This is a genomic window from Curtobacterium sp. B18, from assembly GCF_000333375.1.
In the GTDB taxonomy this organism is placed as follows: domain Bacteria; phylum Actinomycetota; class Actinomycetes; order Actinomycetales; family Microbacteriaceae; genus Curtobacterium.
On the sequence record NZ_BACZ01000661.1, the window covers coordinates 1 to 6001 of the forward strand.

Sequence of the window (6001 nt, forward strand, 5' to 3'; positions counted from 1 at the left end):
CGCCGACCCCGGCGGGACCTCGTCCGACGCGGCCATCGTCGCCCTGATCGACGCCGGCCCCGAGCCGGTCGGCTTCCGGTGGGGACTCGAGCGCCTCGAGACGGTGAGCACGATCCGCACGGTCCCGCCGTCGGACTACTCCGCCGACGAGGTCGCCGAGTACGAGGACGCCCAGGCCGACCTGCTGCGACGGATCGGCCGCGACAGCGGGGACCCGGCGCCGGGCCCGGTCCAGGTCGTCAAGAACGTGCTGGAGCAGTTCGTCCGACGCTGGTACTGACCCGGGCGCCCGGTCAGTCGCGGGCGCGCAGGAACGCCACCTGGCGTTCCCAGTGCGCGAACCCGCCGCCCTCGTGGCCGTTGTACGGGTAGACCTCGATCGCCGTGTCGGTCGAGCCGAGCGCGTTGTAGGCCGCGAACGTCGTCCGCGGCGGCACGACGTCGTCCATGAGCGCGACGGAGAACAGGGCCGGCGCCGTGATGCCCGCGGCGAAGTGCACGCCGTCGAAGTACGCGGCGGTGCGCCACACGGTGTCGACCTGGTCACGGTGCACCGACAGGTACGTCGCGAGCTCGAGGTACGGGCCGCCGACAGCGACCGCGGTCCCGCCCTCCCAGTCGCAGAGGAAGGCGACGTCGGGCAGCAGCGCAGTGATCGGTCCGACGTGCGCCTCGACGAGCGCGGCCGCGGCGATGGTGATCCCGCCGCCCTGGCTCCCGCCGGTCAGGGTGATGCGTGCCGGGTCGACCCCGGGGAGCGTCCGGACGGCGTCGACCAGGCGGACGGCGTCGGTGTACACGCGGCGGTAGTAGTGGTCGGCGGGGGAGCCGATCCCGCTCGTCATCCAGCCACCGACGTGCGGGCCGGAGCCGTGCGGGTCGGGGGTGTCGCCGCCGGAGCCCCACCCGCTGCCCTGGCCGCGCGTGTCCATCACGACGTGCACGTACCCCGCGAGGGCCCACGAGACCCGCTCGCCGGGCAGCCCGCGACCGCCGTTGTAGCCGAGGAACTCGACGACGACGGGCAGCGGCTCCTCGGCGGCGAGCGGCCGAGCGACCCATGCGCGCACGGGGTCGCCCGCGAAGCCCGGGAAGGTGAGGTCCTCGACCACGAGGCCGGTGACGGGTGTGTCCGCCGGGACGAGGACGGGGTCGGTGCCCGCGCCGGCAGCCCGGGACGCGGCGATCGTGTCGGCCCAGAAGGCGTCGAAGTCGTCGGGACGGCGGGCGTCCGAGCGGTGCGCGCGCAGGGCGTCGAGTGGCAGGTCGGTGAACGGCATGTGGTCTCCTCCGGGGACGATGGTGCCCCCGACACCGTCGTGGACGGCGTCGGGGGCGGGTGTGTCCGCGAACGGACGAACGGACGAACGGACGGACGGACTGACGGGTGGCGCGACCGCTCAGCCTGCGGCGGCTCGGTACTGCTCGAGCACCTCGGGGTGCGGATCCGCGGCGGCGACCGTCGTGGCGGTGTCCCACGCGGGCAGGGTCCCGGTCAGCACCCACGCGGCCTGCTTCGCCGCGCCGGCCGCCACGTACTCGCCCGGCTCCGGCACGAGGACGTCCCGGCCGAACACCTGCGCCGCGACGACGCGGACGGCCTCGTTGCGGGCCGCACCGCCGATGAGCAGCAGCCGCTCGACGACGACACCCGTTCCCTCGACGGCCGCGAGGCCGTCCGCGAGTGCGCAGAGCATGCCCTCGACGGCGGCGCGGGCCAGGTGCGCCCGGTCCGTCGTCCCCGGCGTCATGCCGACGAGCGAGGCCGTCGCGTCCGGACGGTTGGGCGTGCGCTCGCCGACGAAGTACGGCACGAGCACGAGACCGTCGGCACCGGCCGGCGCCTGGAGCGCCAGCTCGCCGAGCGCGTCGTGGTCGACGCCGAGCAGGCCGCCGATCACCTCGAGCACGCGGGCCGCGTTGAGCGTCGTGACGATCGGGAGGCGCGACCCGCTCCCGTCGGCGAAGCCCGCCACGGTCCCGCTCGGGTCGCGCACCTCGGCGTCGGTGACGCCGAAGACCGTGCCGCTCGTCCCGAGGGACACCGCGACGTCACCCGGACCGAGTCCGAGGCCGAGCGCTGCCCCGGCGTTGTCGCCGAGTCCCGCGCCGACGACCAGGCCCGAGGGAGCGGTCGCACCGCCGGGCAGCGGCACGTCGACCCCGAGGGAGCCCATCGCCTCGTCGGGCGCGACGACCCGCGGCACCACGACGTCGTCGTCCCGAGCGCCGTCGGTGGCACCCGCGACCCGCAGCCCACGGCCGAGCGCGAGCTCGAACAGCTCGGCGTCGTACTCGCGGCGCACCGGGTCCCAGTAGGCCGTGCCGCTGGCGTCCGAGCCGTCGGTCGCGAGCGCGTCGAGGTCCGGTCCGAGCGGGCTCTCGTCGGCCGGGCCGTACCCGCGCAACCGCCACGACAGCCAGTCGTGGGGGAGCGCGACGGCCGCGACGCGGGCCGCGTTCTCGGGCTCCGCGTCGCGGAGCCACCGGAGCTTGGTACCGGTGAACGACGCCACCGGCACCAGACCCGTCCGGGCGACCCATGCCTCCTGGCCCAGCTCCTCGACCATCTGCGCGGCCGCGTCGGCGCTCCGCACGTCGTTCCAGAGCAGCGCGTCGCGGACGACGCGACCGTCGGCGTCGAGCGCGACCATGCCGTGCTGCTGCCCGGCGACCGCGATCGCCCCGACGCCGTCGAGACCGCCGGCGTCCGCGATCGCGCTGCCGAGCGCGTCCCACCAGTGGCGGGGGTCGACGGACGTGCCGTCCGGGTGGGTCGCGCGACCCTCCCGGACGACGGCGCCGGTGTCAGCGTCGCGGATCGTGACCTTGCAGGACTGGGTCGACGAGTCGACCCCGGCGACGAGCTGCGAGCTCAACGAGCGCCCATGAGGTGCTCGATGGCGAGCTGCTGCAGCTTCACGAAGCCGAAGCCCTTGCCGCCGAAGTACGCGTCGGCGTCGAAGTCCTCGTACGCGGAGCGGTCCGCGAGGAACGAGTCGTACGTCTCGCCGTCGTTCAGGGTCGGGGTGCTGAGCTCGCCGACCTTCGACGCCTCGAGCGCGGCCTGGACCTCGGGGTCGGCGCGGAACGCCTGTGCCCGCTCCTTGAGCAGGAGGTACATGCGCATGTTCGCGGCCGCCGAGTCCCAGACGCCGGTGATGTCCTCGGTGCGGCTCGGCTTGTAGTCGAAGTGGCGGGGGCCGTCGTACGCCGGGCCGCCCTGGGGAGCGCCGTGCTCGAGCAGGTCGACGAGCGAGAACGCGTTCTGCAGGTCGCCGTGACCGAAGACGAGGTCCTGGTCGTACTTGATGCCGCGCTGGCCGTTGAGGTCGATGTGGAAGAGCTTGCCCTGGTAGAGCGCCTGGGCGATGCCGGCCGTGAAGTTCAGACCGGCCATCTGCTCGTGGCCGACCTCGGGGTTGATGCCGAACAGCTCCGGACGCTCGAGCGTCTCGGTGAAGGCGATCGCGTGACCGAGGGTCGGCAGGAGGATGTCGCCGCGGGGTTCGTTCGGCTTCGGCTCGATCGCGAACCGGATGCCGTAGCCCTTGTCGGTGACGTACTGGGCGAGCAGGTTGACGGCCTCGCGGTAGCGCTCGAGCGCGGCCTGCACGTCCTTCGCGCTGTCGTACTCGGCGCCCTCGCGGCCGCCCCACATCACGAACGTCGACGCGCCGAGCTCGGCGGCGAGGTCGATGTTGCGCAGGACCTTGCGGAGCGCGAAGCGGCGCACCTGGCGGTCGTTCGAGGTGAACCCGCCGTCCTTGAAGACCGGGGCCGAGAAGAGGTTCGTCGTCACCATCGGCACCTGGATGCCGGTGGCGTCGAGCGCGCCCTTGAGGCGGTCGATCTGGGTCTGCCGCTCGGCGTCGGTCGAGCCGAACGCGAAGAGGTCGTCGTCGTGGAAGGTCAGGCCGTAGGCGCCGAGCTCGTCGAGCTTCTCGACCGCCTCGACCACGTCGAGTGCGGGGCGGGTCGGGCCGCCGAAGGGGTCGGAGCCGTTGTAGCCGATGGTCCAGAGACCGAAGGAGAACTTGTCTGCACGGGTGGGCGTCGTTGCCATGGTGGTCACCGTTCGTCGTCGAAACAAAATGTTGCCGCGCCCAACATAAGCGGTAGTGTTGACTCTGGCAAGGACGTGATCGCAAGGGAGCGAGCGGATGGCACAGGACCGACTTCGAGTGGCCATGGTGGGCCACGGCTTCATGGGAGCCGCGCACTCACAGGGGTGGCGGACCGCACCGAGGTTCTTCGACCTCGGGGTCGAACCGGAGATGGCCGTCATCGTCGGCCGTGACCCCGACCGGACCGAGGCGGCACGGCAGCAGTACGGCTGGCAGGCCGCCTCCACCGACTGGCGCGCCGTGGTCACCGATCCGGACATCGACGTCGTCGACGTCTGCTCGCCGGGGTCGTCGCACGTCGAGGTCGCCATCGCGGCACTCGAGGCCGGCAAGCACGTGCTGTGCGAGAAGCCGCTCGCCAACAGCGTGGCCGAGGCCGAGGCGATGACCGCCGCCGCCGCAGCGGCGCGGGCGGACGGGGTCCGCGCGATGGTCGGCTTCAGCTACCGCCGCGTCCCGGCCATCGCGTTCGCGAAGCGGCTGGTGGAGGACGGGAGGCTCGGGACCGTCCGCCAGGTCCGCGCGCTCTACCTGCAGGACTGGTTGGCCGACGAGGACGGCCCGATGACGTGGCGGCTCGACAAGGCGCTCGCCGGGTCCGGATCGCTCGGTGACATCGGTGCGCACGCGATCGACCTCGCCGAGCACGTCACCGGCGCACGGCTCTCGACCGTCTCCGGCACGCTCGAGACGTTCGTGACCGAGCGTCCGCTCATGGCCGAGGGCGTCGGGCTGTCCGGCACCGCCTCGACCGAACGCGGGCAGGTCACCGTCGACGACGCTGCGTTCTTCCTCGGACGCCTCGCCGGTGGCGCCGCCGATGGTGCGATCGGCTCGTTCGAGGCGACGCGCTACGCGACCGGTCGGAAGAACGGGCTCACGCTCGAGATCAGCGGGTCGGCCGGCGCGATCCAGTTCGACCTCGAGTCGATGAACGAACTGCGCTTCTACGACGCCACGGCACCGGCCGGCGAACAGGGCTTCCAGCGGATCATGGTCACCGAGCCCGAGCACCCGTACATGGCCGCGTGGTGGCCGACCGGGCACCTCATCGGCTACGAGCACACCTTCAGCCACGAGGTGAAGGACTTCGTCGAGGCGATCGTCGCGGGCACCGACCCGTCGCCGTCGTTCGAGGACGGGCTGCACGTGCAGCGGGTCCTCGACGCCGTCGAGCGGAGCGCGGCCGACGGCAGTGCCTGGACGGTGATCTGAGTGGCGGACCGGAAGGCACTCGTCGTCCGCGGCGGGTGGGACGGGCACATGCCCGTCGAGACCACCGACCTGTTCGTCCCGTTCCTGCAGGACAACGGCTTCGACGTCCGCGTGTCCGACTCGACCGCCGTGTACGCCGACGAGTCGGTCATGGCGGACGTCGACCTGATCGTGCAGGTCGTCACGATGTCGACCATCGCCGACGACGAGTTCGCCGGACTCCAGAAGGCCGTGCTCGGCGGTGCCGGGCTCGCGGGCTGGCACGGCGGGATCGCGGACGCGTTCCGGAACACCGCCGACTACCTGCACATGGTCGGCGGGCAGTTCGCGCACCACGCCGGGAAGCACCCGTCGGAGCGCACCGGCGAGCAGTCCGACAACTACATCCCGTACACGGTGCACATCACGGACCTCGGGCACGAGCACCCGATCACCGAGGGCATCGAGGACTTCGACCTCGTCACCGAGCAGTACTGGGTGCTCTCCGACGAGTACAACGACGTGCTGGCCACGACCACACAGTCGGCGAGGGACTTCGACGCCTGGAACCGTCCGGTCACGGCGCCGGCGATCTGGACCCGCCAGTGGGGCGAGGGACGCGTGTTCGTCTCCGCGCCGGGGCACCGGCTCGAGGTCGTCGAGTCGCAGCCGCTCCGCAC

The 6001-nt window shown here is 72.4% G+C and carries 6 protein-coding genes; 3 read left to right on the forward strand and 3 right to left on the reverse strand.

Annotation, left to right across the window (positions count from 1 at the left end; all coding sequences use genetic code 11):
* A partial coding sequence (locus tag I5E_RS25735) for a hypothetical protein (protein WP_042724022.1) occupies positions 1–280 on the forward strand: 280 nt, incomplete at its 5' end.
* Between the two features lie 13 nt (positions 281–293).
* Here I5E_RS25735 and I5E_RS17785 read toward each other — a convergent pair.
* From I5E_RS17785 to xylA, 3 genes are all read right to left on the reverse strand, one after another.
* Positions 294–1280, reverse strand: a complete 987-nt coding sequence (locus tag I5E_RS17785; RefSeq protein WP_022908175.1) for an acetylxylan esterase — start codon at positions 1278–1280, stop codon at positions 294–296.
* 120 nt (positions 1281–1400) lie between these two features.
* The gene (locus tag I5E_RS17790; protein WP_022908176.1) at positions 1401–2879 is read right to left on the reverse strand and encodes an FGGY family carbohydrate kinase; all 1479 of its coding nucleotides are present in this window, start codon (positions 2877–2879) and stop codon (positions 1401–1403) included.
* Positions 2876–4066, reverse strand: coding sequence for a xylose isomerase (gene xylA, locus I5E_RS17795; protein ID WP_022908177.1), 1191 nt, complete (start codon positions 4064–4066; stop codon positions 2876–2878). Before xylA ends, I5E_RS17790 begins: the two co-directional genes overlap by 4 nt.
* Before the next feature lie 97 nt (positions 4067–4163).
* On the opposite strand from xylA, the gene I5E_RS17800 reads away from it, so the two are divergent.
* Together I5E_RS17800 and I5E_RS17805 are read left to right on the forward strand one after the other, a co-directional pair.
* Complete coding sequence (locus I5E_RS17800; RefSeq protein WP_022908178.1) at positions 4164–5342, forward strand: Gfo/Idh/MocA family protein; 1179 nt, start codon at positions 4164–4166, stop codon at positions 5340–5342.
* Positions 5343–5390: 48 nt separating this feature from the next.
* On the forward strand, positions 5391–6001 hold a 611-nt coding region (locus I5E_RS17805; RefSeq protein ID WP_261974988.1), incomplete at its 3' end, for a ThuA domain-containing protein.